Annotated in this window: 21 protein-coding genes and 3 tRNA genes; 13 read left to right on the top strand and 11 right to left on the bottom strand. The window is 61.2% G+C overall.

Features of this window, described 5'->3' with window-relative positions:
- Positions 1-33: 33 nt before the first annotated feature.
- From uvrC to LLY24_RS06625, 5 genes are all read left to right on the top strand, one after another.
- Positions 34-1,848 (top strand): excinuclease ABC subunit UvrC, encoded by a 1,815-nt coding sequence (uvrC, locus tag LLY24_RS06645; RefSeq protein ID WP_259035492.1) that lies wholly within the window; start codon positions 34-36, stop codon positions 1,846-1,848.
- A gap of 138 nt (positions 1,849-1,986) precedes the next feature.
- Positions 1,987-2,535 carry a CDP-diacylglycerol--glycerol-3-phosphate 3-phosphatidyltransferase gene (gene pgsA, locus LLY24_RS06640; protein ID WP_259035491.1) on the top strand — a complete coding sequence of 183 codons (549 nt, stop codon included), beginning with the start codon at positions 1,987-1,989 and terminating at the stop codon, positions 2,533-2,535.
- Between the two features lie 88 nt (positions 2,536-2,623).
- Positions 2,624-2,698, top strand: a tRNA-Gly gene (locus LLY24_RS06635).
- 83 nt (positions 2,699-2,781) lie between these two features.
- Positions 2,782-2,855, top strand: a tRNA-Cys gene (locus tag LLY24_RS06630).
- Between the two features lie 31 nt (positions 2,856-2,886).
- A tRNA-Leu gene (locus tag LLY24_RS06625) sits at positions 2,887-2,973 on the top strand.
- Between the two features lie 174 nt (positions 2,974-3,147).
- On the opposite strand, the gene LLY24_RS06620 is transcribed toward LLY24_RS06625, so the two are convergent.
- The gene (locus LLY24_RS06620) at positions 3,148-3,549 is read right to left on the bottom strand and encodes a hypothetical protein (RefSeq protein WP_259035490.1); all 402 of its coding nucleotides are present in this window, start codon (positions 3,547-3,549) and stop codon (positions 3,148-3,150) included.
- Complete coding sequence (locus LLY24_RS06615) at positions 3,509-3,802, bottom strand: FAD assembly factor SdhE (RefSeq protein WP_259035489.1); 294 nt, start codon at positions 3,800-3,802, stop codon at positions 3,509-3,511. Before LLY24_RS06615 ends, LLY24_RS06620 begins: the two co-directional genes overlap by 41 nt.
- 204 nt (positions 3,803-4,006) lie before the next feature.
- Here LLY24_RS06615 and LLY24_RS06610 point away from each other — a divergent pair, with 204 nt between their 5' ends.
- From LLY24_RS06610 to lapB, 3 genes are all read left to right on the top strand, one after another.
- Positions 4,007-4,303, top strand: coding sequence for an integration host factor subunit beta (locus LLY24_RS06610; RefSeq protein ID WP_259035488.1), 297 nt, complete (start codon positions 4,007-4,009; stop codon positions 4,301-4,303).
- Between the two features lie 96 nt (positions 4,304-4,399).
- Positions 4,400-4,705, top strand: coding sequence for a LapA family protein (locus LLY24_RS06605; protein ID WP_259035487.1), 306 nt, complete (start codon positions 4,400-4,402; stop codon positions 4,703-4,705).
- Complete coding sequence (lapB, locus tag LLY24_RS06600; protein WP_259035486.1) at positions 4,706-5,908, top strand: lipopolysaccharide assembly protein LapB; 1,203 nt, start codon at positions 4,706-4,708, stop codon at positions 5,906-5,908.
- 4 nt (positions 5,909-5,912) lie between these two features.
- Here the strand turns inward: lapB and pyrF are convergent, their stop codons facing one another.
- Positions 5,913-6,614 (bottom strand): orotidine-5'-phosphate decarboxylase, encoded by a 702-nt coding sequence (pyrF, locus tag LLY24_RS06595; RefSeq protein WP_259035485.1) that lies wholly within the window; start codon positions 6,612-6,614, stop codon positions 5,913-5,915.
- Positions 6,615-6,915: 301 nt separating this feature from the next.
- Between pyrF and LLY24_RS06590 the strand changes: the two genes are divergently transcribed.
- Positions 6,916-7,212, top strand: a complete 297-nt coding sequence (locus LLY24_RS06590; RefSeq protein WP_259035484.1) for a ComEA family DNA-binding protein — start codon at positions 6,916-6,918, stop codon at positions 7,210-7,212.
- 88 nt (positions 7,213-7,300) lie between these two features.
- Here LLY24_RS06590 and prpF read toward each other — a convergent pair whose 3' ends face one another.
- The 5 genes from prpF to LLY24_RS06565 are packed head-to-tail and all read right to left on the bottom strand — an operon-like array spanning position 7,301 to position 13,948.
- Positions 7,301-8,479 carry a 2-methylaconitate cis-trans isomerase PrpF gene (gene prpF, locus LLY24_RS06585; protein WP_259035483.1) on the bottom strand — a complete coding sequence of 393 codons (1,179 nt, stop codon included), beginning with the start codon at positions 8,477-8,479 and terminating at the stop codon, positions 7,301-7,303.
- Complete coding sequence (acnD, locus tag LLY24_RS06580; RefSeq protein ID WP_259035482.1) at positions 8,476-11,094, bottom strand: Fe/S-dependent 2-methylisocitrate dehydratase AcnD; 2,619 nt, start codon at positions 11,092-11,094, stop codon at positions 8,476-8,478. The genes prpF and acnD overlap by 4 nt, the downstream gene beginning before the upstream one ends.
- Before the next feature lie 22 nt (positions 11,095-11,116).
- Positions 11,117-12,244, bottom strand: coding sequence for a bifunctional 2-methylcitrate synthase/citrate synthase (gene prpC / locus LLY24_RS06575; RefSeq protein ID WP_259035481.1), 1,128 nt, complete (start codon positions 12,242-12,244; stop codon positions 11,117-11,119).
- Positions 12,245-12,264: 20 nt separating this feature from the next.
- A complete protein-coding gene (prpB, locus tag LLY24_RS06570) occupies positions 12,265-13,149 on the bottom strand; it encodes a methylisocitrate lyase (protein ID WP_259035480.1) in 885 nt (294 codons plus the stop codon).
- A 34-nt stretch (positions 13,150-13,183) separates the two neighbouring features.
- Positions 13,184-13,948: a GntR family transcriptional regulator gene (locus LLY24_RS06565; protein ID WP_259035479.1), complete on the bottom strand. Its 765-nt coding sequence runs from the start codon at positions 13,946-13,948 to the stop codon at positions 13,184-13,186.
- Positions 13,949-14,220: 272 nt separating this feature from the next.
- On the opposite strand from LLY24_RS06565, the gene pabB reads away from it, so the two are divergent.
- Together pabB and LLY24_RS06555 are read left to right on the top strand one after the other, a co-directional pair.
- Positions 14,221-15,588 carry an aminodeoxychorismate synthase component I gene (gene pabB / locus LLY24_RS06560; RefSeq protein ID WP_259035478.1) on the top strand — a complete coding sequence of 456 codons (1,368 nt, stop codon included), beginning with the start codon at positions 14,221-14,223 and terminating at the stop codon, positions 15,586-15,588.
- A gap of 89 nt (positions 15,589-15,677) precedes the next feature.
- A complete protein-coding gene (locus LLY24_RS06555) occupies positions 15,678-16,298 on the top strand; it encodes a phosphoadenosine phosphosulfate reductase domain-containing protein (protein ID WP_259035477.1) in 621 nt (206 codons plus the stop codon).
- 116 nt (positions 16,299-16,414) lie between these two features.
- On the opposite strand, the gene cysB is transcribed toward LLY24_RS06555, so the two are convergent.
- Positions 16,415-17,389 (bottom strand): HTH-type transcriptional regulator CysB, encoded by a 975-nt coding sequence (gene cysB, locus LLY24_RS06550; RefSeq protein ID WP_259035476.1) that lies wholly within the window; start codon positions 17,387-17,389, stop codon positions 16,415-16,417.
- Between the two features lie 366 nt (positions 17,390-17,755).
- On the opposite strand from cysB, the gene trxA reads away from it, so the two are divergent.
- Complete coding sequence (gene trxA / locus LLY24_RS06545; RefSeq protein ID WP_259035475.1) at positions 17,756-18,079, top strand: thioredoxin; 324 nt, start codon at positions 17,756-17,758, stop codon at positions 18,077-18,079.
- An 80-nt stretch (positions 18,080-18,159) separates the two neighbouring features.
- On the opposite strand, the gene LLY24_RS06540 is transcribed toward trxA, so the two are convergent.
- Positions 18,160-19,275, bottom strand: a complete 1,116-nt coding sequence (locus LLY24_RS06540; protein WP_259035474.1) for an AI-2E family transporter — start codon at positions 19,273-19,275, stop codon at positions 18,160-18,162.
- 242 nt (positions 19,276-19,517) lie between these two features.
- Between LLY24_RS06540 and LLY24_RS06535 the strand changes: the two genes are divergently transcribed.
- Positions 19,518-20,348, top strand: coding sequence for an SIMPL domain-containing protein (locus LLY24_RS06535; protein WP_259035473.1), 831 nt, complete (start codon positions 19,518-19,520; stop codon positions 20,346-20,348).
- Here LLY24_RS06535 and serS read toward each other — a convergent pair.
- Positions 20,290-21,567 (bottom strand): serine--tRNA ligase, encoded by a 1,278-nt coding sequence (gene serS, locus LLY24_RS06530; protein WP_259035472.1) that lies wholly within the window; start codon positions 21,565-21,567, stop codon positions 20,290-20,292. The genes LLY24_RS06535 and serS overlap by 59 nt on opposite strands.
- Positions 21,568-21,600: the final 33 nt, after the last annotated feature.

The following is a 21,600-nucleotide window of genomic DNA, read 5'->3' as shown; positions in this document are numbered from 1 at the left end:
CCAGCCACTCAACGCGCCTTTACGTGCCATACCATGACCTTCGACGCCAAACACTTTCTTGCGACGGTTAGCACCTCACCGGGTGTCTACCGCATGCTCGACGAGCAGAAAAACACCCTCTACGTCGGTAAGGCCAAGCGCCTCAAGGCGCGCTTATCGAGCTATTTCCGTGGCCAACTGAACGCTAAGACCCAGGCCATGGTCGCACGCATCGACGATATCGAGGTCACCGTCACGCGCAGCGAGACCGAGGCGCTGCTGCTTGAACAGACGCTGATCAAGGAGCTGCGGCCGCCGTACAATATCCTGCTGCGTGACGACAAGTCCTACCCTTTCATCTTCGTCACCGACCAGCACCCATTCCCCGCGCTGGAGTACAAGCGCGTGCGCCAACGGCGCAGCGACGGCCGCTATCTCGGCCCCTATCCAAGCAGCGGCGCCGTGCGCGAAAGCCTCAATCTAATGCAGAAAATATTTCGCACGCGCAGCTGCGAAGACAGCGTATTCGCCCACCGCTCGCGCCCCTGTTTGCAGTATCAAATTCAGCGCTGCAGCGCCCCCTGCGTCGGCTATATCAGCGAGACCGACTACCGCCGCGACCTGGAGCACGCCGCCCTTTGCCTGGAGGGCAAGAGCGAGCGCGTTACGGCCCAACTGACCGAAGCCATGGAGAGCGCCAGCGCCCGGCTGGATTTCGAAGAGGCTGCCCGCTTTCGCGATCAGGTCCAGCAATTGCGCCAGCTCCAGCAGCGCCAGTTCGTCGATACACAGCGAGGCGACGCCGATATCTTCGCCCTGGCCCAACGCCCTGGCGGCACGGGCGTTTCGGTGCTGAGCGTACGCGATGGACGCATGCTGGGCGCGCGCCACCATACGCCCAAAAACGACCTGGACCTGGCCCCAGAGACGCTACTTGCGGAAGTCGTCAGCCAGTACTATCTCGGCCAGCCTCACGAGGTGCCAGGGGAGATCATCACCAGCCACGCCCTAGAAGAGCGCGAGCTGCTCGAAGAGGCGCTATCGCAGCACGCGGGCAAACGCGTTCGCCTCACCAGCCAGGTACGCGGCCACCGCGCCCAGTGGCAACAGCTCGCCATTACCAACGCCGAGCAGCAGCTAGCATCACAGTTGGCCAACCAGACCCAACTCCACGAACGCTTCGCCCTGCTGCAAAAAGCGCTAAAGCTAGCCGCCATGCCCCAGCGCCTGGAGTGTTTCGATATCAGCCACAGCCACGGCGAAGCCACCGTTGCCTCCTGCGTGGTCTTCGACCACCAGGGGCCACGCAAGAGCGACTACCGCCACTTCAAGATCGAAGGCGTTGCCGCCGGTGACGACTACGCCGCCATGGAGCAGGCATTGACCCGTCGGCTCAAGCGCGTGCAGAGCGGCGAAGCCGTTGCCCCCGACGTGTTGATCGTCGACGGCGGCAAAGGCCAGCTCAATATGGCCCGCGCGGTGCTCGATGGCATGGATCTAGGTTTCATTACCCTACTGGGTGTGGCCAAGGGCACGACGCGCAAGGCGGGGCTGGAAACACTCTATCTCGAAACCACCGATCAGCCCATCGACCTCCCCTCTACGTCGCCCGCGCTACATCTGATCCAGCACATTCGTGACGAGTCGCACCGCTTCGCCATTACCGGCCATCGTGCACGCCGCGACAAGACGCGTCGCACCTCGACGCTGCAGGACATTCCCGGCATTGGCCCCAAACGGCGGCGCGAGCTGCTACGCTTTTTTGGCGGTCTACAGGGCGTGCGCAAAGCAAGCAGAGAGGAGCTCTCACGGGTTCCCGGGATCAACGCATCACTTGCCGAGACGATCTATCACGCGCTGCACGGCTGACGGACGACAAACCGGCGTCTTGGCATGGATGCCACCGGCCAACGGCGATAGAATGTCATTCCAGGCACGTTTTCATCGACCTCGGCTGTTCACAGGCGTCGGCTTTATCACAGACTTCGGCAAGGATCGCACCCAGCGATGAACATACCCAACCTCCTCACCCTGGCACGCATCATCTTCATTCCGCTGCTGGTGGTTCTGTTCTACCTACCCACCACCTGGAGCATGCCGGTGGCGGCTGGGCTTTTTGCCCTGGCGTCGATCACCGACTGGCTGGATGGCTACTTGGCCCGACGCTGGAACCAGTCCACCCCCTTCGGCGCCTTTCTCGATCCTGTCGCCGATAAGCTCATGGTGGCCGTTGCCCTGGCGCTACTGGTCGAGCGCTTTGATAGCGTACTGTTAACGCTACCGGCGCTGGTCATCATCGGCCGCGAGATCGTCATCTCCGCCCTGCGCGAGTGGATGGCCGAGATGGGTAAGCGCGGCCTAGTGGCCGTCTCCTGGATTGGTAAGGTCAAGACAACGCTGCAGATGGTGGCCATCTTGATCCTCATCGCTTTTCCGCCGGGGCACGCTGTTGCCGAGCTGGGTTTGGCCACCCTCTATGGCGCCGCGATGCTGACGCTGTGGTCGATGATCCAGTACCTCAAAGCGGCCTGGCCGCACCTTTCGCGCTCCATGTGAGGGCGCGCTTCGATGAAAATAATGCTTGTTGAACACAGACATGCATTGACAATCATCGAACGGCGCGTATAATTCGCCCTCGAGTCAAGCGGGAATAGCTCAGTGGTAGAGCATCGCCTTGCCAAGGCGAGGGTCGGGAGTTCGAATCTCCTTTCCCGCTCCAAAATGGCAGCAGGATAAGTACGTTGGGTCGTGAGCTGGAACGCCAGCCCGGTCGAATCTCCTTTCCCGCTCCATGACGTTTGAGGCTGGATGGCAGAGTGGTTATGCAGCGGACTGCAACTCCGTGTACGCCGGTTCGATTCCGACTCCAGCCTCCATCTTACCGTGCAGCGATTCCTACGATGCACCGCCCGGATGGCGAAATTGGTAGACGCAAGAGACTTAAAATCTCTCGGGGGTAACCCCGTGCCGGTTCAAGTCCGGCTCCGGGCACCACCTAAAATGCCCACGTCGGCACAGCGTATTTATCTCCCCTACTTCTTATTTTACTGCGTCGACATTGACGCTGTTTGTCGTTGGGCGATTGCTTTTAAGTTTTGCGTAAAGCTCCGATTCCATCTCCCTAGTCATATTATCTCGCGCTCTGCCCCCGCCAACCGCGCGATCGATCTAGCGCCCCGGAGGATGAAAGAGCCGCCGCAGGCACCGCTGACTTTCGCCGTCTAGGCTATCGGGCCAGAGCCATAGCCGCTCGCGCCCTCGCTTGAGACCGATGAGCCACGGGCCCAAGTAGTCACAGCGCAAAAGCGCCTCATTATGGGCCACGCCATCCGCCGTCAGCCACCACGCCCATACTTCGGCCTGGGCGTCACGCCGAAGGCCAAGCAGCCCCTCGGGCTGGCGTCTATAACGTATGAGCAGCGCGACGCCGCCCAAGAGCAAGAGCGCGGCACCGAGCATTATGCCCAGCACGTAGCCCGTCAGCAGCGCCAACGCCACGAGCAGCGCGCCGGGCGCTGCCAACGCCCATTTAGAGCGTGCGATAGATAGCGTTATCGGTGTTTTCGGCATGGGCCACGATCATCTGCACGATATGGCGCAGCGACGGCTCTCCGGGCCATTCCCGCCGCATTAGCCATGTGAAGAGATCCTGATCTTCCTCGTCGATCAGTTGCCGGTAGGCGAGCTGCTCCTCGGCACTCAAGTGATCATAGCGCTGCTCGAGAAAGGGAATCAGCAGCAGATCCAGTTCCCACATCCCGCGCCGGGAATGCCAGTAAAGGCGCTTGCGCTCGATCTCGGCGGAGGTCGTGTCGTCGCTCAATGTTCTGCTCTCCGATGGGTGAAACGAGCCGCCAGTATACCGAAGCCATGAGGTCGCGCCAGCGCTTCGCATCGCCTATGCTATAGATTCGGCTAGTACCTTGTTTTATCTGAATTGTTTTATGTCCTATTGCACAGTATGCTGAATTCGATGTGAACGAGGCCAAACGCATCTCGGCCTTTACCATTCGCAGGGAGCCAACCGATGACCAAGTCTGAATTAATCGAACAAATCGCGATGCGGCAACCGGAGCTATCCGCCAAGGAAGTCGAGACGGCGGTAAAAATTATCCTCGACGATATGACCGATGCGCTCGCTAGCGGCGGCCGCGTCGAGATCCGCGGTTTCGGCAGCTTCTCTCTGCACTATCGTGAGCCGCGCACTGGACGCAACCCCAAAACCGGCGACCCGGTCGATCTCGAAGGCAAGTACGTACCCCATTTCAAGCCCGGCAAGGAGCTACGCGAGCAGGTCGACGCCAGCCGCGCGCTAGGCTATTGAGGCCCTTCGACCTGGCTCCAGCAAGCGGAAGATGACGCCGCCGTTTGCGTCATACACAATAGGCGCCTTGCGAACGTCTTTGACTAGGAATTCTACATGCGTTGGATCAAAGGCCTGGTTCTGGCCATCATTCTGCTCGTCGTGCTACTGGTGGGCATTCTCTTCGCCGTCAACAACCAGCAGGCGATAGCACTCAACCTCATCTGGGTCGAGCTTCCCGCTATCTCTTTCTCGGTATGGCTGCTGGCATCGCTCACCTTCGGCGTACTGGTTGGCATGCTGGCGATGCTTGGGGTTTATGTGCGCTTGAAGGCGCGCCTATCGCGTAGCGAGCGCGAAAATAGGCAGCAGCGCAAGGAGCTGGATCGCCTGCGCACCCAGGAGTTCAAGGAACTGACCTAGATGATGGATGCCTTGCTGCTCGGCTTATTATTGGCAGCGATCGCCATCGGCTACGGCCTAGGGCGCCTTCAAGGCGTCCGCCGCAAGCCACGACACGCAAGGCCGTCCGCGCCTTCGTCAACCCTAACCCGCGACTATTTCGTCGGCCTCAACTATCTTCTCGACGAGCGCCCCGACGAGGCCATCAACACCTTCATCAACGTGCTCGATGTCAATAGCGACACCGTCGATACCCATATCGCCCTGGGTAAGCTCTTTCGCACCCGGGGTGAGGCCGACCGCGCGGTGAGCATTCACCAAAACCTGCTTGCCCGCCCGGCCCTCGCCCCCGAGACCAATGCCCGCATTCAGCTAGAGCTCGCGCGCGACTTCATGACGTTAGGCCTGCACGACCGTGCCCAGCGACTGCTCTATACTCTGCTCGAACAGCAGGGTGACGATGCCTTGCGCTATCCAGCCAAGAAGCTGCTGGTCGACCTGCTCGAACGGGAGAAAGAGTGGCAAGCTGCCCTCGATTTGGTATTACCGCTTCTCAAACAGCACCCCAACTTCAGCCGCCCGGCCGCTCACTGGCTCTGCGAACTGGCCATCGAAGAGATTCATGACGCCAGCCGCAGCCTGGCTAGGCGTCATCTGAAAAAGGCGCTCCAGCTCGATCCAGGTTGCGTGCGCGCTAATCTGCTACTGGCTGAGCTTGCCATGGACAACGGCCACCCTGAGCGTGCCATCGAGCATTTGGAGCACATCCCCGAGCAAGAACCTGCGCATATTGCCACTCTGCTGCCCTACCTTCGGCATGCCTACGAGCGACAGGACAATGTATCGGGGTTCGAAGCGCATCTGCTGCGGCTTCTTAGCAAAACGCCCTATACCAGCGTGATCGTCGCGCTTGGCGAGACCGTGCACCGCCGCGAAGGTGTGGATAGCGCCATCGCCCAGGTGGGCGAGCACTTGAAGATGGCGCCGAGTCTCGGCGGGCTCGACTACCTTGCCGACCTTTATGTCGAGAGCCAACGCCAAAACGGCCGCGAAGCCGATAGTCGCTTGCTGTTGCTCAAGCACCATACCGCTTCGCTACTAGCCAACCGCCCGCGCCACCGCTGTCAGCGCTGCGGCTTCACCAGCGAGGCGCTGCACTGGCAGTGCCCTAGCTGCCGTCACTGGGGCACCATCAAACCAATCACCGGTATCGAAGGCGAATAACGCCTCAAACGCCTGCCAGCTCCTGTTCGACCAGCGCCAAAGCCGCCATGGGATCTTTTGCCTGGGTGATCGGGCGCCCGATGACCAGATGAGTACTACCCGCTGCCATCGCCTGCGCTGGCGTCATGATGCGCTGCTGATCGTCGGCAGCGGCGAAGCTCGGGCGAATCCCCGGCGTTACCTTGAGGAAAGCGTCGCCGCAGCGCGACCTTAGCTGCTCGGCTTCATGCGCTGAGCAGACGACCCCATCCAACCCGCTCTGCTGAGCAAGCGCTGCCAAGCGCACCACCTGAGCATCCGGGGTCACCTCGACACCCAACTCCGCAAGATCCTCCGCCGCCATACTGGTCAGCACAGTGACGCCGATCAAATACGTCGATAGACGCTGCTCCTCTAAACGCTTGACCGCAGCCTCCATCATCCGCCGCCCGCCCGATGCGTGGACGTTGACCATCCACACGCCCTGCTCGGCAGCCGCCTGAACGGCACCCGCCACGGTATTGGGAATGTCGTGGAATTTGAGATCCAGGAATACCTCGAAGCCGCGTCCGTGCAGCGCCTCCAGCACTGCCGGACCACTGCGCGTGAATAGCTCCTTGCCAACCTTGACTCGACAGCGCTCGGGGTCGAGCTGATCGGCCATGCACAAAGCGGCATCGAGGGAGGGGTAGTCAAGCGCGATGATCAGAGGGGATGAAGGGGACACGGCTCTCTCCAGGCAGCGGTTGGCAAAATTCGGCCGCAGTATATCAGCCCTTTAGCGCCAGTGTTGTAAGCGATCCACCACGCCTTGTAGGAAAAGGCTTACATCGACTTAAGAAATAACGTACACGGATTCGAGCCAATCGCTTACAACACCTACTCGGCATAGCCGTTAGGTTTACTTAATGCGTTCAGCCAAAGGCGCCCAGTGCTGGCGCAACAAGTACGGGCGCGACGATAGGTGGCTGAAGGCATGTTTCGACCCGCTACACAGGGCACCCCGCCAATAACAGTAAGGGAACGACATGCAGCAGATAAAACACCTTATGGCCTCCTCTCTTCTGGCCGCCTCTCTTGTCATGATGAGCCTAGGTATGAGCGCTACGGCGCTGGCTCAGGAGATCGCCCCCATCAACATCAACACGGCCGATGCCGAACTCTTGGCCGAACTTCCGGGCATCGGCCCCAGCCGCGCCACGGCGATCATCGACGAGCGCGAAGCCAACGGTGAGTTCACCAGCGCCGACGACCTGACCCGCGTCAGCGGCATCGGCGCGGCCACGGTCGATAATATGCGCGATCAGATTACGATTGCCGACTAAGCGCGGCTCAGTGCGCTAAACAGAAGCGTCCCGCCCTCGGAAGGAGGCACGGGACGCTTGTCGTTCTAGGCTTCTGCTGCAGGGCATACTAGGGCGTCCAGGGAACGCGCACCCAGCCCTCCATCAGCACGCGGGCGCTACGGCTCATGGTGGCGGCCTCGATATGCCAGTGAGCACCTTCTCGCGTGGCGCGGGCGCCAACCTGCAGCGTACCCGAGGGGTGCCCAAAGGTGACCGCCTCGCGCTCTCCTCCGCCCACCGCCTGATTGACCAGCGTACCCTCGATGGCCGCCGCTGCAGCAATCGCCACGGCAGCCGTGCCCATCATGGCGTGATGGAGCTTGCCCATCGACAGCGCCCGCACCAGCAAGTCGACTTCCTCCGCCTCCACCACGCGCCCGCTCGACGCGCTGTAGCGCGCAGGCGGGGCAACGAAGGCGATCTTGGGCGTGTGTTGGCGCGCCGTTGCCTGCGCCGGGGTCTCCACCAGCCCCATCTTTATCGCTCCTTGGATGCGAATCGCCTCGAACATCGCCAGCGCTTGTTCGTCGTTGTTAATCACTTCCTGCAGCTCGGTGCCACGGTAGCCCAGCGCATCGGCGCGTACGAACACCGTGGGAATACCCGCATTGATCAGCGTCGCCTCTAGCGTGCCATGGCCGGGCACGTGCAATTCATCGATCACATTGCCGGTAGGAAAAATCGCGCCTTCCCCGGCGGCCGGGTCCATGAAGGCGACGGCGATCTCTGCGGCGGGAAAGGTGACGCCGTCGAGTTCGAAGTCGCCGGTCTCCTGAACTTCGCCGCCGCGCATGGGAACGCGGGCGACGATGGTTTTGGCAATATTGGCCTGCCAAATGCGTATTTCGGCCATGCCATCGGCGGGCAGGCGCGCGGTGTCGACCAGCCCCTGGGCGATGGCAAAGGGGCCAACGGCGGAAGAGAGGTTGCCGCAGTTGCCGCTCCAGTCGACGAAGGCACGGTCGATGGCGACTTGACCAAAAAGATAGTCGACATCGTGATCCGGGGAGGTGCTGGGCGAGAGAATCACCGCCTTACTGGTGCTCGAGGTGGCGCCACCCATGCCATCGATCTGCTTTTGGTAGGCATCGGGACTACCCATTAGCCGCAGCAGCAGACGGTCGCGCGCCTCGCCCGGCACCTGCGCCGCCTCGGGTAAATCGCTCAGGCAAAAGAACACACCCTTGCTTGTGCCGCCGCGCATGTAGGTGGCGGGTATCCTGACCTGCGGAAGGTGCACACTCATGCGTCGACCTCCTCGGCGGACGCTAGAAAGTCCTGGGCGAAGCGCTGGAGCACGCCACCGGCGGAGTAGATCGTCACCTCCTCTTCGGTATCCAAACGGCAGATGACTGGAACCCGCTCGCTGCTGCCATCAAGGCGGTGGACGATCAGCGAAAGGCTCGCCCTGGGCGATGGCGCGCCCTCGACGTCGAACACCTCGGTGCCGTCGAGTTTCAGGGTGTGGCGCGTGGTGCCCTCCTCGAACTGCAGCGGCATCACGCCCATACCCACCAGATTGGTGCGGTGAATGCGCTCGAACCCTTCGGCAACGATCGCCTCCACGCCCGCCAGCGCCACGCCCTTGGCCGCCCAATCGCGTGAGGAGCCTTGGCCGTAGTCCGCCCCGGCGACGATGATCAGCGGCTGGCGCCGCGCCATGTAGGTTTCGATCGCTTCCCACATGCGCATGACCTCACCCTCGGGCTCGACCCGGGCAAGCGAGCCCTGCACCACCTCGCCTGCGTCATTGCGCACCATTTCGTTGAACAGCTTAGGATTGGCAAGTGTTGCGCGCTGGGCCGTCAAATGGTCGCCGCGATGGGTGGCGTAGGAGTTGAAGTCCTCTTCCGGCACGCCCATCTGGGCTAGATACTCGCCTGCAGCGCTATCGAGCAAGATGGCGTTGGAGGGCGAGAGATGGTCGGTGGTGATGTTATCGGGCAGCAGCGCCAAGGGACGCATGCCCTGCAACCGCCGCTCGCCCGCCATGGCGCCCTCCCAATAGGGCGGGCGGCGGATATAGGTGCTTTGCGGGCGCCACTGGTAGAGCGGATCGACCAGCGCCGTGGCGCTGCGGTCGAGATCGAACATCGGAATGTAGGTCGTGCGAAACTGCTCGGGCTTCACCGCGGCCGCCACGATGCGATCGATCTCCTCGTCGCTTGGCCAGATATCCTTGAGCGTGATGGGACGGCCTTCGGCATCGCTGCCCAGCACGTCCTTCTCGATATCGAAGCGGATGGTACCGGCGATAGCGTAGGCCACTACCAGCGGCGGCGAGGCGAGAAACGCCTGCTTGGCGTAGGGGTGAATACGGCCATCGAAATTGCGGTTCCCCGAGAGCACCGCCACGGCGTAGAGATCACGCTCGATGATCTCCTGTTGGATCGCCGGTTCGAGCGCGCCCGACATGCCGTTACAGGTGGTGCAGGCGTAGGCGACCACGCCAAAGCCCAGCGCTTCGAGTTCCGGCAGAAGCCCCGCCTCCTCCAGGTACATTTTGACCGTCTTCGAGCCCGGCGCCAGCGAGCTCTTGACCCAGGGTTTACGCAAAAGGCCCAACCGATTGGCGTTACGTGCGATCAGCCCCGCTGCCACCATGTTGCGCGGATTGGAGGTATTGGTGCAGCTGGTGATGGCCGCGATGATCACTGCGCCATCGGGCATCTCGCCCCGGCGCTCCGCCTCGCGCGCCTGTTCGAGCCCGGTGGCGATGCCGCGCTCGGCAAGCATACGGGTCGGCAGGTGAGCGTGAGGGTTGGACGGCCCGGCCAGGGTGCGCTCGACGGTCGCGAGATCGAAGGTCAGCACGCGCTCGTAAACGGCACTTTCCAAGCTATCGGCCCAGAGCCCGACGGTCTTGGCGTAGGCCTCGACCAGGGCGACCTGCTCATCGTCGCGCCCGGTAAGACGCAGGTAGTCGATGGTTTGCTCATCGATGTAGAACATTGCCGCCGTGGCGCCATACTCGGGCGTCATGTTGGCAATGGTGGCACGATCGCCCACCGAAAGACTCTGCGTACCGGCACCATAGAACTCGAGATAGGCGCCGACCACCCGCTCGCGGCGCAGGAACTCGGTGATCGCCAGCACCATGTCGGTACCGGTGATGCCCGGCCCTAGGCGACCCTTGAGCTCGACGCCGACGATGTCTGGCAGACGCATCATCGAGGCGCGCCCGAGCATGACGCTCTCGGCCTCGAGCCCACCCACCCCCACCGAAATCACTCCTAGGGCGTCGACCATGGGTGTATGGCTATCGGTGCCCACGCAAGTGTCGGGAAAGGCCACGCCGTCGCGACGCTGCACCACCGGCGACATCTTCTCCAGGTTGATTTGGTGCATGATGCCGTTGCCGGGGGGGATGACATCGACGTTCTCGAAGGCGAGCTTGGTCCAGTCGATGAAATGAAAGCGGTCGTCGTTGCGCCGATCCTCGATGGCGCGGTTCTTGGCGAACGCCTCCTTATCGAACCCGGCGTACTCGACGGCCAGCGAGTGGTCGACGATCAGTTGGGTCGGCACCACCGGATTCACCTTCGCGGGGTCTCCACCCTTCTCGGCGATGGCGTCGCGCAGACCGGCCAAGTCGACCAGCGCCGTCTGCCCGAGAATGTCGTGGCAGACCACACGCGCCGGGTACCAGGGAAAATCGAGATCCTGGCGTCGCTCGATAAGCTGGCGCAGCGCTTCAACCAACAGCGCCGGGTCGCAGCGGCGCACCAACTGCTCGGCGAGAATGCGAGAGGTGTAGGGCAGCTTGGCGTAGGCACCACGCTCGATCTGCTCTACCGCCTCGGCGGCGTCGAAGTAGTCGAGCTCGAACCCCGGCAGCGGCTTGCGATAATCGGTATTCATGGCTCTCTCCCCTGTCATCGCTTCACTCGCGCGCCTCGATGGGCACCCATTCGCTCTTCTCGGGGCCGACGTAGTCAGCGCTGGGGCGAATGATGCGGTTCTTGGCGCGCTGCTCGAAGATATGCGCGGCCCAGCCACTCACCCGCGACATGACGAATATCGGCGTGAACAGCTTGGTTGGGATGTCCATGAAGTGGTAGGCGCTGGCGTGGAAGAAGTCGGCGTTGCAGAAGAGCTTCTTCTCGCGCCACATGACCTCTTCGCAGCGCACCGATACTGGGTAGAGCACGTCATCGCCCACGTCGTCGGCCAGACGCTTCGACCACTGTTTGATGATGGCGTTACGCGGATCGGATTCGCGGTAGATGGCGTGACCAAAGCCCATGATCTTCTCCTTGCGCTCGAGCATGCCGAGCATCTCGCGCTCGGCCTCGTCGGGAGAGGACCAGTTTTCGATCATTGCCATGGCCGCCTCATTGGCGCCGCCGTGAAGCGGGCCGCGCAGCGAACCGATGGCGCCCGTAACGCAGGAGTGTATATCCGAGAGCGTGGAGGCACACACCCGGGCGGTGAAAGTCGAAGCGTTGAATTCGTGCTCGGCGTAGAGGATCAGCGATACGTTCATCACGTCGGCGTGCAGCTGGCTTGGGCGTTCATCGCGCAGCAGATGCAGAAAGTGCGCGCCAATCGAGTCATCATCGGTCTGGGTCTCGATACGCACGCCATCGTGGCTGAAGCGGTACCAGTAGCAGATGATCGACGGTAGCACCGCCAAAAGGCGATCGGTAGCATCCTCTTGCTGCTCGAAGCTCTCCTCGGTTTCGAGGTTGCCAAGCATCGAGGTCCCGGTGCGCATGACGTCCATTGGGTGGGCGTCCTTGGGAATCTGCTCGAGCACCGTTTTGAGCGCCTCAGGCAGCCCACGCAGGGATTGAAGCTTGGCATGGTAGGCGTCGAGTTCGGCGCGGTTGGGCAAGGCACCCTTGAGCAGTAGGTAGGCGACCTCTTCGAAGGTGGCCTTTTCGGCCAGTGTTTCGATGTCGAAACCTCGATAGGTCAAGCCCGAGCCGGTCTTGCCTACGGTACACAGGGCGGTTTCCCCGGCGCTCTGCCCTCTAAGGCCTGCGCCGCTCAGCGGTTGATTAGCCATGGCGGTCTCCTGATGTCGTTTTATTGTTGGTGGTTTTCGAACAGTTGATCCAACTTCTGCTCGAAGTCATGGTAGTTGAGAAAATCGTAGAGCTCGTCGCGGGTCTGCATCGAATCGACCACCTCGCGCTGATGGCCGTTGTCCAGAATGCTTTGGTAGACCTTGAGCGCGGCGGCGTTCATGGCGCGAAACGCCGACAGCGGGTAGAGCACCATGCGACAGCCCACGTCACCAAGCTCGGCCTGAGTGAACAGCGGCGTGGCGCCGAATTCGGTGATATTGGCGAGAATCGGTGCGTCGACGCGCTGGCAAAAAGCGCGGTAGTCGTCGAGGCTATGTACCGCCTCGGCGAAGATGGCATCGGCACCGGCTTCGATGCAGGCATTGGCGCGCTCGATAGCGGCGTCCAGCCCCTCTTTTTGGAACGCATCGGTCCGGGCGATGAGATAGAAATCGTCGTCTAAGCGCGCGTCGGCGGCGGCCTTGATCCGATCGACCATCTCCGCCTGGGAGACGATGGCCTTGTTGGGCCGGTGGCCGCAGCGCTTCTGAGCCACCTGGTCTTCGAGGTGCACCGCCGCCACACCGGCGCGCTGCATCTCCTTTACCGTACGTGCAATATTAAAAGCTCCGCCCCAGCCGGTGTCGATGTCCACCAATAGCGGCAGCTCGGTCGCGCCGCAGATGCGGTGGGCATCTTCGACGACATCGTTCATCGTGGTCATGCCGAGATCGGGGAGGCCGAAGGAGGCATTGGCCACGCCGCCGCCGGAAAGATAGATCGCACGGTGGCCGACGCGCTCGGCCATCATCGCGGTATAGGCGTTGATGGCGCCGAGAATGGGTAGCGGGCGCTGAGCTTCGAGAGCCGCGCGAAAGCGCGCACCGGGGGTCGATGGAGCCATGATGATTCTCCTGGTCGTCGCGTGAAGACGCGTTCTATTTTTTGTTGGTGGTGGTTTTTTTGCCGTTTGCGGGCGCCAACGCATGCGCCTGAGCGGCCAGCGTTGCCGCGTAGCGGTCGGCCACGTTGGTGCGCGAGGCGCTGACGTGGCGGCGCATCAAGAGCTCGGCGAGCTCCTCGTCGCCCGCCTCGATGGCATCGACGATGCGATGGTGTTCGACGAAGGCGCGCTGCGGGCGTGTGCCGCTGGCGCTGAACTGGGTGCGGTAGAGCCGCACTAGGTAATAGAGATCGTCGCATAGCAGGTTCATCAGCATCTTGTTGTGGCTGCCCTGCACGATGCGGTAGTGAAAATCGAGATCGCCTTCGCGCTGGTAGTAGGCTTCGCCCCGCTTGAGGTCGCTCTGGCTCTCGTGCACGGCCAGCACATCGCGCAGCCCCTGGATCTCATCGGCGGTCATGTGCTGGGCGGCAAGCCGGGCGGCCATGCTTTCTAGCGCCTCACGCAGATCGAAGAGTTCGAGCAGCTCCTTCATTGACAGCTGCACGACACGGGCGCCCACGTGCGGAACGCGCTGGATCAGCCGGTGCGCCTCGAGCCGACGCATCGCCTCGCGCAAGGGCCCGCGTGAAATACCATAGGCCTTGGCAAGACCCGGCTCGGTAATCTTACTGCCTGGTGCCAAGTCACCGCGCACGATATCCTGCTGCAACTGCTGGAAGACGCGCTCGGCCAAGGTACGCACTTCGGGAGAAGCGCTATCGTCTTGGGTCGTAAGCGATTCAGCGGTGGAGGTCATAGCAAAGTCGGGCCCATCAAATTGTCGACAATTTAATCATATCGCCACTTTAGCTCTGACGCTCTAAAGCGTCAACCTGCCGTGGCATAGCTCATTTTACTTCTTTAGTGGTATAAAATCCCGCTTATTCTAAGACGAATGTCGACAATCAACTCATCATCTATAAAACAGCGCCGAAACGTTGGCAGCACCACGCTTTTCTATCCTGGCCTGCGCCCCGCAGCGCCACTAGAATAAGCCGCCCCCCACTTTCGGCTAAACGTGACTGCGCCATGACAACGGCCTTGACCCTAACGGCCCTGCCCTACGCTTGCGACCCTCTTAACTACTTTGCCCGCCTGCGCCATCGCCCTAGTGCCGTGCTGCTGGACAGCGGCCGCCCCCACGCCAAGGGGCGCTTCGACATCATGGCAAGCGACCCTCTGGCAGTGCTCAGCGTTAGCGCCAGCGGCGAGACCGAGATCAGCGCCGATACGCACCCGCACTTGGCCGCCCCGCCCGAAGCCCTGCTCGGTCGATCGTTTGCTCTACAGCAGTGGCTACTGGATCAGCTCGCGCTGCCCGCGCTCGAAAGCGAGCTGCCCTTTCTCGGCGGGCTGATCGGCTTTTGGAGCTACGATCTCGGACGCGCGCAGCAGGGCGTGGCCAGCCGCCATTCGCCGGTAAGCGCCCTGCCCCAGGCGCGGGTTGGGCTATTTGATTGGTCGCTGACGTTGGATCACGAGCGCCAGCAGGCGTGGCTCGTCGCCACGGCAGCGCGGCGCGATGAGGTTCTCGCCTGGCTTAGAAAAGCCCAGCGACAAGAAGCGCCTTTTCGCTTGACCGCCCCCTTCGCCGCCGAGATGACCGCCAAGGACTACGCCCAGCGTTTCGACGCCGTAAAGCGCTATATCAACGCCGGAGACTGCTACCAGATCAACCTCGCCCAGCGCTTCAGCGCAAGCTTTAGCGGCGATAGCTGGCAGGCCTACCAGCGGCTGCGCAAGGCGACCCCCACGCCCTTTTCGGGCTATCTAGCCTGGGAGAAACAGGCGATTCTCTCGGTCTCTCCCGAGCGCTTCATTGGCTGCCGCGATGGTCACGTCGAGGCGCGCCCGATCAAGGGCACACGCCCACGCGGAAAAACGCCGCAAGAGGACGACGCCCTCGCCCGCGCGCTCTTGATGAGCCCTAAGGATCGCGCCGAAAACGTGATGATCGTCGATCTGCTGCGTAACGATCTAGGCCGCGTGTGCCGCCCAGGCAGCATTCACGTGCCCGCACTTTGCGCGCTCGAAAGCTACCCCAACGTGCACCATCTGGTTAGCGTGGTGCGCGGCGAGCTGACCCCAGAGGCCACACCGCTCACGCTCATGGCGGCAGCCTTTCCCGGCGGCTCGATCACCGGCGCACCAAAAATCCGCGCCATGCAGATCATCGACGAGCTCGAGCCCTGCCAGCGCAGCGCCTATTGCGGCAGCCTCGGCTACATCGACCGCCGTGGGCAGATGGATACCTCGATCGCCATTCGCACGCTCATCGCCGATGGCGACAGGTTGCACGTCTGGGGCGGTGGCGGCCTGGTGGCCGACTCCGAAGCCTCAGAGGAGTATGCCGAGACCTACGCCAAAATTCGTCATCTCATCGGTGCCTTGGAATAAAGCGCTAACCAAACGGTATTGGGGAGCAGCGCTTGGCCTTTGGTAGCCTATGGTTCACTTTTGATCTGCCCGACCGAGTAGGAGCCGACATGGCCGCAGAGCTTGATAGCATCATTCGCGAACGGGAACATTCGCCCGAAGCACTCATCGAGTGGGCCTTTACCCAAGGCGAACGTCCGATCTGCACCACCAACTTCCGCCCCTTCGAAGCCGTCATATTGCATATGGTCACCCAGGTGCGTCCCGACGTGCCCATCGTTTGGATGGACAGTGGCTACAATACCGAGGCTACCTACCGCTTTGCCGACGAGCTCATCCAGCGCCTGAATCTAAACATCGTCACCTACATTCCCAAGCGCACGCGCGCCCATCGCGAAGCCCTGGACGGCCCCATGCCCGGCATCGACGACCCGCGCCACGACGCCTTCACCCGCGAGGTCAAACTCGAACCCTTCGAGCGCGCCCTGAAGGAGATGCGCCCCGACGTGTGGTTCACCGCGCTACGCGCCGAGGACACCGCCGAGCGAGCCAAAATGCAGCCTCTAAGCCGTAACAGCGACGGTTTGCTCAAGGTTGCCCCGGTGCTGCACTGGAGCGCCAAGCAGATGTACACCTACCTGCAAACGCACGACCTGCCCAACAACTTCGACTACTTCGACCCCACCAAGGTGGAAGAGAAGCGCGAGTGCGGCCTGCATCTACAGCACTGAGACTCGACTGTATTGACAGTCGGCAGTATCGGCATCCCACGCAAAGAGGGCATGGTTTTCACCATGCCCTCTTTGTATAGAAGAAACGCTAGATAAGAGCGGCCGAAAGCCCTTACTCAGTAGGCCGGAAGCTCGAGGCTATCGAACAACACCGGCTCGTTGCGCGGGCCAGCGGCTAGGGCGGCATCGACGCGCTCACGCGTAAGGTGAGTGGCGAAACGCTCGAGGAAGTCGTACATATAACCGCGCATAAAGGTGCCGCGACGAATGCCGATCTTGGTCGTCGAGCTTTCGAAGAGATGGCTTGCATCGAGCACGACCAAATCCTCGTCCTGCTCGGGGTCGACCGCCATCTGCGCCACGATGCCCACGCCTAGCCCCAGGCGCACGTAGGTCTTGATCACGTCGGCGTCGGCAGCGGTCAGCACCACGTTGGGCGCAAGCCCCTGGGCCTTGAAGGCATCGTCGAGCTGCGAGCGGCCGGTAAAACCAAAAACGTAAGTGACCAGCGGAAACTCGGCCAAGGCCTCGAGCGTCAATGGCCCTTCGAGCTTTGCCAGCGGGTGGGTCTTGGGCACCATCGCGCAGCGGTTCCAGCGGTAGCACGGCAAGAGCACCAGATCGTTGAACAGCTCGAGGGATTCGGTGGCAATGGCGAAATCGGCCTGCCCTTCGCTGACCATCTGCGCAATCTGCTTGGGCGTGCCCTGCTGCATATGCAGCGCCACATCGGGATATTTCTGCGTGAATTCGGCGATCACCGGCGGCAGTGCATAGCGTGCCTGGGTGTGAGTAGTGGCGATAGAAAGGCTACCCCGGCGCTCGTCGCTGTGCTCCTGAGCTACCTGCTTGATGTTATCGGTCAGGCGCAGCACTTGACCGGCCAAATCGATGATCGACTGCCCGGCGGTGGTGACGCGCGTGAGGTGTTTACCGCTGCGGGCAAAAATCTCTACGCCCAGCTCGTCTTCGAGCAGACGGATCTGCTTGGAGATGCCTGGCTGAGAGGTATACAGGCTCTGCGCTGTCGCCGACACGTTGAGATTATGCCGGTTGACTTCCCAGATATAGCGAAGCTGCTGTAATTTCATTTTTTGGTTCCTGCTCTTACTGTCTTGCCCGGCGACTGCGGCCTGGCACCGCCTCGTGGTAGGCCACTTGCCCGCCTGGCTCGGCGCCAAAATCACAATTTAGAATAAAAAAAGAGATAATAATGCATTTATAGCATAAAAAAACTTCGCTATCAGCCTCTAAAGTTTTTCGCTATGTTACTCATCAGCGGCGTGCTGAATTTGCCAGCCTCGATCACGAGCGCTACCATTTGCCGACTTGGCGGCGTGAGTAAGCGCTTGATCCACGCCTAAGTATCTTTTATCACCACCTAATGTTCACGCCTAAGTACGTTGCTCCTTTTTTGAGGCAACGCAACCGAAGAGCAACGCAAACGGGAGAAGCCCATGGCCAATAATGTTGATGTCACCAACGCCAACTTCGAGCAGGAAGTCCTCAACGCCGACAAACCTGTTCTACTCAAATTTTGGGCGCCCTGGTGCGGCCCCTGCAAGGTGATGGCACCGGTCGTCGATGAAGTGGCCGCCGAGCGTGGCGACGAGCTGAAAGTCGTTAGCGTCAACGTCGACGATGCTCCCGAGATAGCCGCCGACCAAGGCGTGCGCGGCGTTCCCACCGTGATGCTGTTCAAATCCGGTAGCAAAGTGGCTTCGCTGGTAGGCGCGCAGTCCAAGTCGCAGCTGACCCAGTTCATCGATCAGAACGCCTAAGGCGCTGATCGCTCGTCGGCCATCATTCGATGGCCGACGGCCCCATCCTATTCCTTTCACTCCCTTACCACTTAAATCCTTTACCGCTGAGACGGCGAACGCGTAGCGCGATCTTGCGCCTCGAGAACTTCCCCCCTGCGCCTCATGCGCATTCGCTTACCCGGCCCAAGAAGATGCGCCATCCAGCGCGTTTGCGGATGACTATCGAGGGCGATCTTGAGCGTCATCGTCAACAGCACCGATAGCAGCATGCCTACCACGCCGAAGATCCATCCCCACACCACCAGCGAAAGAAAGGCAACGAAGCTCGAAAGCCCCAGTGCGCGCCCCATTACGCGCGGCTCGATGAGATTACCCAGCACAAAGTTGATCACCAGATACGCCATCGCCAGCAAGAAGGCTTGAAACACGCCACCGTCTTGCGACACCAGCAACAGCAGCACCGGCGGTACCGCCGCCAGCGCCGAACCAATATTGGGAATGAAGTTGAGCGCAAAGGCGAGCACGCCCCACAGTAGCGGAAAGCCCACCCCCAAGACGACGCAGGCAAGCCACACCAGCACGCCCGTGATCAGGCTGATCACCGTCTTGACTGCCAGATAGCGCTTGAGCGTGAGGCTAAATTCACTAAAGCGTTTTAGGCTCGGCGCGGGGTTTTCTAAAGCTGAGGACATCTTGCTGCGAAAGCTCAGCGTTTCGAACAGCATGAAGACCACCAAAAGCGCCACGACGACGCTCTGCATGAACAAGTTGCCGAGTTCACCCAGAATCATCGGCACCCAAGAGGCGTCTTCCTCCATATCGAACAGCTGGCCCAGCTCATCGGGGCTAAAAGCAAAGCCATGAGCCGCCAAGCGATTGAGAATGCTCCAGTAGTGTTCGTAGAGCCTGGCTTCGATATCCGGCAGCGCTTCGATGAAGGTGCCGAAGCTATTGACCACCAACACGCCGATCAACAAGACGAAGGCCACCAGCACCAATAGCGTGATGCAGACCGCCGCACGCAAATTGAGCCCTTTGTGATGAAGCCACTGCACGGGCGAGGTGCACACGACCGCGATGAATAGCGCCAGTAAAAGCGGCACCAGTAAATCCGCCCCCAGCTTCATCCCCCCGATGATGATCGCAAGCGCGGCCAGCGCCAGCGTAGCGTTCAGGGGGATACTGCGATAATCCTCATCCGTTATCTTCGACATTGCCTCTTCCCTAGCGTGATCTATCCTCATAATGGCTTCAATAGCGTAGTTCCACAATTGCGTTGCACCAACGCTATGCCGCTTAATCAAGGCAATACGTGGCCAACCATGCAAACAATAAGCAACTGTTTCGCGGCGACTCTTAGGGCCTGAACTTTCTCCGTCGCTGCCCTTCAAAGAAACGCATACCGCTTGCAACGAGCCCTCGCCTTGGCGATGTTTGATGACAGGAGTCATGTACCATGCTGATACCCTCACGCCTACCTTCTTCGCTGCGCTACGGCCTTATGGGCGGCGCTATGCTGGCGCTTCTGAGTGCCCCGGCGGTGCAGGCACAAACCGTACCGCCCGGCCTTAGCGTTCAGGCCCAGTCGTGGGTCGACGTTGCCCCCGATAAAGCAACGCTCAATGCCCGGCTGTGGGAGAATACACCAGCGGTTCCCAGCGTGGACGAGACCGACCAGGATGCACTGAACGAAGCGCGCGAGCGTTTGGAAACACGCGCCAGTGAACTCCTAGCGGCCCTTGAAGATATAGGCATCGATCGGCGCATGCTGAGCGCAGGCTCGCTCAACGTCTATCCCGATTACGTATCGGGCGCGCGCAATGACGATGGCGAGCAGGAAATGCTCCAGCGTACGCGCCTAGAGCGCCCTTTCAGCGTCGAGATCAACGACCTGGATCAGCTCACAGACGTACTCAATGCGCTGATGAATGCGGGTGTTAACGCCCTGGATGGGGTCGCGTTCGACCTACAGGACCGCGAGGCGGCCACCGACGAAGCGCTGACCAAAGCGCTGGAGAAAGCTCAGCGTAAAGCGGGCTTGATGGCCGACACGCTGGACATCGAGCTAGGCCCGATCCAGCGTGTCGAGGAGACCCAGTCTCCCGTCTTCGCGCCGCGCATGATGGCCATGCGCGCCGAGAGTCAGGATGCCTCGGGTGGCTCGGTGCAGAGCGATTATAGCCCCGGCACCATTCGTATCGATGCCGGGGTTCGCGTCGAGTGGTCGCTTACAGCACCAGACGCTCAAGACCGCCCAGATACGGACGTAGCGGCGCAGGAAGAGTAATCGACCCATCCGCCTGCTGGTGATTTTCCAATACCGCCAGCAGGCACCGCCCCACTGCCAGCCCCGAACCATTCAGGGTATGCAGCAGTTGGGGCTTTTTCATTTCCGGTTTACGGAAGCGCGCCTGCATGCGCCGGGCCTGGAAATCCTCGCAGTTGGACACCGACGAGATCTCCCGATACGTCTCTTGGCTCGGCAGCCACACTTCCAGATCGTAAGTTTTGGCAGCGCCAAAGCCCATATCACCGGTGCACAGCGTCACGACTCGATACGGAAGCTCCAGCGCCTGAAGAATTGCCTCGGCGTGGCCGCGCATCTCCTCCAGCGCTTCGTAGCTCTTCTCCGGGTCGACGATCTGAACCATCTCGACTTTATCGAACTGGTGCTGGCGAATCATGCCGCGCGTATCGCGCCCGTGGGAGCCGGCCTCGGAGCGAAAGCACGGCGTATGGGCAGTGAGTTTCATGGGCAGCGCGGCGTGGTCGACGATCTCATCGCGCACGAAGTTGGTCAGCGGCACCTCCGAGGTCGGGATCAAGTGGTACTCGCGCTCGTCGTCGAGCTTGAACAGATCCTCGCCAAATTTCGGCAGTTGCCCGGTACCCATGAGCGAATCGCGGTTCACCATGTAGGGCACGTAGCACTCTTCGTAGCCGTGCGCCTGCGTCTGGGTATCCAGCATGAACTGCGCCAGCGCCCGGTGCAGCCGCGCGATGGGACCACGCATCACGGCAAAGCGCGCGCCGGTGAGCTTGGCTGCCAATTCGAAGTCGAGGTAGCCCGATTTCTTGCCTAGGTCGACGTGATCGAGCACGTCGAAATCGAACTCGCGGGGCGTGCCCCAGCGGTGCAGCTCGACGTTGTCGTCTTCGTTTTTACCCTCGGGCACGCTTTCGTGGGGCAGGTTGGGAATGCCGCTGATGGCGTCGTCCCACTCGGCCTGCACGCTCGCAAGCTGCGCTTTGGCAGCGTCCAGGCGGTCGCCCAGATCGCTCACCTCGTCCAGCAGCGGCTGGATGTCTTCACCGCTCGCCTTGGCCTTGCCAATCGCTTTCGAGCGGCTATTGCGCTCGTTTTGCAACTGCTCGGTCTGGGTCTGCAGCTCACGACGCCGCGACTCCAGTGCCTGCAACGCCTCGCTATCCAGGGTATAGCCACGCCGGGCCAGTTGGTCTGCGACCCCCGCGAGGTCACCGCGCAGCAGTTTTGGATCGAGCATGAAGACTCCCTTGGGCTGAATTCAGTAAAACGC

Source organism: Halomonas dongshanensis, assembly GCF_024790395.1.
Taxonomy (GTDB): domain Bacteria; phylum Pseudomonadota; class Gammaproteobacteria; order Pseudomonadales; family Halomonadaceae; genus Vreelandella; species Vreelandella dongshanensis.
The sequence above is the reverse complement of the archived record's forward strand: the minus strand, read 5'-3'. Positions and strand labels throughout refer to the sequence as shown.